We start from the raw sequence: 4,235 nt of genomic DNA, 5'->3' as shown, positions 1-4,235 counted from the left end.
CGTGAGAGTATTTTTTTGAGCTCTGTAATTAGTGCCCGGTTCTCCTCGAACACTTCCCGGTACTGGCGACCACCGAAGTAGTTGTTCAGCCGTTGGAGCGTCCCTTTCAACTGGGCTATGTCCCGGAGAAGCTGCCGTTCCTCCTCGGTGTACCTCTCCCTTGGGCGCCCCCCAAGGGACAAACTCCGGCAGTATTCCGATACGCTTAGACTGCACCGGGCTGCCTGCTCCGCAAGTGCGTCCTTTTCAAGTTCGGTACACCGGAATGTAATCTTTTCGTTCCGTCTTAGTTCCATGCCACAAAGGTAATCTTAAAATCTTTTTGAGCAAAGCGAGAAAAGCAAGAATTGTCCGACAAGGACACTTCTTGCTATATATACACATGCCGCATGGGAATACATCCACGCCAACCGCCCAGCAAAAAGCCCCGGCGTGTTAGAAAATCCCCCACAGCCTAACAAATTCTACCCCATTTCTACCCAAGGGGATTACACGCCGCAGAAGTCATCCGGGAACATGTCTTCCAGTTCGTCCAAATCAATGGTTTCTTCTTCGGACACCTCCACCCATTCAATGTTTTCTTTCCCTCTTATCGCACATGAGTACATCTCGGCGGCGGCAAGAGAAGAGAACACCTCGTGCATAGGCTCGCCGTTCTCTAACCAGTAAACACAATATTCGACCATAACAGTTTTATCATTTATCGTTGTAATGCCCCTCTACCTCCAAGATGTAGACCTCTACCACTTCCTCGTAAATGTCATAGATTATCCGGTCATGGGCGGTAATGTGTCGAGACCATGTAATATCCCCACCGCCCCTTAACGCTTCGGGATGCCCAAGCCCAGTCTTAGGGTGCTCTAACAATTCTTTGTAGATTTTCTTATACTTCTTGAACAAATTGGGGTTTGATTTCTTCCATTTGGCAATCACCTTATCCACCCCGTCGGAAACCCTAATTGTGTACATCATAGACTATCGAAATAAGCGTCAATATCCTCACTGCTTTTGAGGGTAACACACTTTCCGGATTTGATTTCTTCCCTTGCCTTGTCAATCCTTGCTTGCAGCTCCGGGGTTATCATCAAATCTTCACGACCAACTTTTACCAAAGCGTAAATCTCGTTTTTCCTGCGAATTAGTACCTGCTCGCCATTGTCAGCTTTGGTGAAAGACGCTGCGAGGTTGTTACGGTATTCTCTTACTGATAATGCTTCCATATCTGTTTGCTTTTAAATTCAGCACAAAGATAGCTATATTTCAATAAAATACAAACATTTTGTACACAAACGTGTACACGCCATAAAAACCCGTTTCCAATCCTACCGCCCGTTGGTTGGTTTTGCTTTGCTCTTTTTCCCTATCGTTTTTCTTTTTCCGACAGTAAATCAACCACTTAGCTCTATAAATTCCCCTTGTCTGTTATAAGCATCGTCTGTAATATGCTCTATCACTTCTTCGCAAACGCCCATAAATAAAGGGATTAGAACATGTGTTTCCCCACACTTTGGGAGTTTAGTCCCCACACTTTGGGAGTTTAAAAGTAAATTAGTCCCCACACTTTGGGAGTTTTACCCCTCTTTTTTCCCACACTTTGGGAGTTTAGTCCCCACACTTTGGGAGTTTAAAAGTAAATTAGTCCCCACACTTTGGGAGTTTTACCCCTCTTTTTTTGTTTTAATGTGGGGATTGTGTATATTTGCAGCAAATCAATCGTTTATGAAAAAGAAACTACCTATTACCAAGAATAAAGATGTTGTTGTTTCATGGGTATATACATGGTCAAAACAGCAAGACATGTCCATACACGAACAAAGAATAGTTCTTCGCATACTGGAAGCGTGCCAAGCTGAACTAAAGGGAGTAAAACTGAAAGATTATGCAGGCACGAAACGCAAGTTTGAGCATGGACTTTGGGATGTTGATGCACAAATGCATGTATCTGACGTTATTTTTTCCGGACGTGATTACAATGAAATCATAGCCGCACTCGATTCTTTGGCAGGACGTTTTTTTACTTACGAAGATGACGAGGAATGGTGGAAGTGCGGATTTATATCTAACCCAAAATATAAAAAACGCACTGGCATTATAACCTTTCGTGTGTCTAACGACCTTTGGGATGTGTTTACCAAGTTCGCCAAGGGGTACAGAGAATTTGAGTTAAACAAGGCTCTTGCGCTACCTACTGGGTATTCCCTTAGGTTTTACATGTTAATGAGTGGGCAGGTGTACCCTTTGGATATATCCCTTGAAAACTTGAAAGACCGTCTTGGCATACCTGCGGACAAATACAAGGACAAGAACGGAAAAGACAGAATAGATCATTTTGAGGAAAGAGTTTTGAAACCAGCAAAGGCTGCGCTTGATGAGAGCTGCCCATACACTTTCAACTACGTGAAAGTGCGTGAAAACCCAAACAACAAACGTAGCAAGGTGACCGGGTTTAGGTTCTACCCGGTCTATCAACCACAGTTCAGAGATGAAGAACTGGAAGGGAAAGAATTGCAAGCAAAGGTTACAGCACGATATCAGATAGACAGCCATGTGTACGAGTACCTCCGTTATTCCTGCGGCTTCACATCGGAAGAGATAAACCGGAACAAAGAGACATTCATAACGGCACAAGAAAAGATAACCGACCTTATCGGAGAACTGGCTCTCCTAAACGGAAAATCACGAGAAAAGAACAATCCGAAAGGGTGGATTATAAACGCCCTTAAAGGGAAAATCAAGGATAAGTAACAAGATTACCCGGCTGAAACACTCCGGGTAATCTTGTCAAATCAGAGGAACGATTTCCATTTCTACACCAAGTTCTTTCATCTGCTGTTGTATTTCCTCGCTGCTTAGTTTCTCTCTCGCCAGTGCAAGCCCATGAAAGGCGTCCCAGCCTGCCGGCTTCGAAACGATACTACCGTTTAGGACGGCATGGGTGATTTCGCCGCCGGACTTCGCACCCTTGTTCAGTATGAAGAAGAACCGGGGTTCTTCGTGTTCCGTTGTTCCCATAATTCGTAAAGTTAGATGTTTATTTATTCCCCTTTTGTTCCCTTGCCTGCTCTTGGTAGTATTCATAATACTGCTTGTAGTTGTCCCGGTCTTTGGCTGCATCCGTCCAAAGATAGCACATGAAACAAGCGAACAATAGGGAGATAACAGCACAAAGGATTGAGTAGAACGAAATTCGTTTGTCCACATAACCGCCGTTTTTCATTCTGTACCCCTGCCGTTCAAAGTCCGCCAACACGTTTTTTAGGCGATTTTCGGCACTTTCAAGGCTTTTCCCGTCTATTTGTACCTTTCGGGCTGTTGCGTCCTCTATGCGCTTCGTATAGACTTCAACACGCTTTAGTTCTTGATACACCAGTTCTACCGCAAGCTGCGGGTTTACCCTTGGCGTTGTATCTTTTCTTTTCCGGGGGCTGTACTGTCCCTGCTTAACGTTGGAAGCTGCCGCTTCCGGGTGTGAGTTTGTTTCCATGAGATATGTTCATTGAGTTGCACTTCAGTTTGCTTTGTGTCCGCTCGATATGGGCGAGAGTGTAGCCTTTCCCTATCTCGCTTGCCTTATACTCCGTACCGCTTCGGGCTGTGACATAGTAGCCGTTAAGTTTCCCGGTGCTTGCCCTGGCTTCCCGGACTTTAAAACCTCTCTTACCAAGTTCTTCCTTGAATTTGGTAAAGTCAAAGCCCTGCATCTTCTTCAATACGCCGTCCATGGCTTCCTTGATTTCCGCTTTGTTGACTTTGCCAATGTCCTGCGACTGTACAAAGTTCCGTTCCTTGGCTATGGCATTGGCGGCTTCCGTTGCCTTTTTCCCTATCCAGTTGTCCCGGTACAGTTCCCCGGAAAGGGAAACCCGGTTTGCCAGTATGTGCAGGTGGGCTTGCTCTTTCTTGCTCTCCGTACCGCTGTGCCGGATGATGATGTACTGGTGGTTCGCCAACCCCATGCGCTGCATGAAGTCGTTACCAAGTTCCGCCCAGTCCGCATCCGTAAAGGTGGCGCTTTCCTCTATCGAGGGGCTGACCTCGAAACGTAGGCAGTTGTTTTTTACGTTCGGAAAATCAATGTGATACGGTTTCATTTCCTGCACCATTTCCGCACCAGTACACCCATAAAGTTCATGCCGGGCTATCTCGGTGGCTACTGCCTGCCCGTTTATCTCTTTGGCGAGGTCGTACTCCAATGCCGCCACACCATGTGATATGCTTTTCCCTTTCCCTATCAT

General features: G+C 45.7%; 8 protein-coding genes. 1 reads left to right on the top strand and 7 read right to left on the bottom strand.

Translation table 11 applies throughout. The annotated features are described in order from the left end of the window. The 4 genes from mbpA to EJF25_RS24630 all read right to left on the bottom strand — a co-directional run. Window positions 1–296 (bottom strand): mobilization protein MbpA (gene mbpA, locus EJF25_RS26070; RefSeq protein ID WP_004327437.1); only part of this gene is annotated, 296 nt, incomplete at its 3' end. 192 nt (window positions 297–488) lie between these two features. Beyond that, window positions 489–644, bottom strand: coding sequence for a hypothetical protein (locus EJF25_RS24640; protein WP_192915051.1), 156 nt, complete (start codon window positions 642–644; stop codon window positions 489–491). 52 nt (window positions 645–696) lie between these two features. Next, entirely contained in the window at window positions 697–969 is a 273-nt protein-coding gene (locus EJF25_RS24635; RefSeq protein ID WP_004295504.1) for a type II toxin-antitoxin system YoeB family toxin, read from the bottom strand. Then, window positions 969–1,220: a type II toxin-antitoxin system Phd/YefM family antitoxin gene (locus tag EJF25_RS24630; RefSeq protein WP_004295507.1), complete on the bottom strand. Its 252-nt coding sequence runs from the start codon at window positions 1,218–1,220 to the stop codon at window positions 969–971. Before EJF25_RS24630 ends, EJF25_RS24635 begins: the two co-directional genes overlap by 1 nt. A gap of 499 nt (window positions 1,221–1,719) precedes the next feature. Here EJF25_RS24630 and EJF25_RS24625 point away from each other — a divergent pair, with 499 nt between their 5' ends. Next, the gene (locus EJF25_RS24625) at window positions 1,720–2,745 is read left to right on the top strand and encodes a replication initiation protein (RefSeq protein ID WP_004295509.1); all 1,026 of its coding nucleotides are present in this window, start codon (window positions 1,720–1,722) and stop codon (window positions 2,743–2,745) included. Window positions 2,746–2,781: 36 nt separating this feature from the next. On the opposite strand, the gene EJF25_RS24620 is transcribed toward EJF25_RS24625, so the two are convergent. From EJF25_RS24620 to mbpB, 3 genes are all read right to left on the bottom strand, one after another. Next, a complete protein-coding gene (locus tag EJF25_RS24620; protein ID WP_425265811.1) occupies window positions 2,782–3,078 on the bottom strand; it encodes a hypothetical protein in 297 nt (98 codons plus the stop codon). Then, window positions 3,032–3,484: a mobilization protein MbpC gene (mbpC, locus tag EJF25_RS24615; protein WP_004295511.1), complete on the bottom strand. Its 453-nt coding sequence runs from the start codon at window positions 3,482–3,484 to the stop codon at window positions 3,032–3,034. Before mbpC ends, EJF25_RS24620 begins: the two co-directional genes overlap by 47 nt. Further along, window positions 3,441–4,235 (bottom strand): mobilization protein MbpB (gene mbpB / locus EJF25_RS24610; RefSeq protein ID WP_007560590.1); only part of this gene is annotated, 795 nt, incomplete at its 5' end. The genes mbpC and mbpB, both read right to left, overlap by 44 nt.

The organism is Bacteroides faecalis, assembly GCF_003865075.1.
GTDB lineage: Bacteria > Bacteroidota > Bacteroidia > Bacteroidales > Bacteroidaceae > Bacteroides > Bacteroides faecalis.
Note: the sequence above shows the minus strand (reverse complement) of the source record. Positions and strands in the feature narration are given on the sequence as shown.

Coding starts and splice junctions, on each gene's coding strand:
- EJF25_RS24625 (WP_004295509.1), top strand. CDS start 1,720: ATGAAAAAGAAACTACCTATTACCAAGAATAAAGATGTTGTTGTTTCA.
- EJF25_RS24635 (WP_004295504.1), bottom strand. CDS start 969: ATGTACACAATTAGGGTTTCCGACGGGGTGGATAAGGTGATTGCCAAA.
- EJF25_RS24620 (WP_425265811.1), bottom strand. CDS start 3,078: ATGAATACTACCAAGAGCAGGCAAGGGAACAAAAGGGGAATAAATAAA.
- EJF25_RS24630 (WP_004295507.1), bottom strand. CDS start 1,220: ATGGAAGCATTATCAGTAAGAGAATACCGTAACAACCTCGCAGCGTCT.
- mbpC (WP_004295511.1), bottom strand. CDS start 3,484: ATGGAAACAAACTCACACCCGGAAGCGGCAGCTTCCAACGTTAAGCAG.
- EJF25_RS24640 (WP_192915051.1), bottom strand. CDS start 644: ATGCACGAGGTGTTCTCTTCTCTTGCCGCCGCCGAGATGTACTCATGT.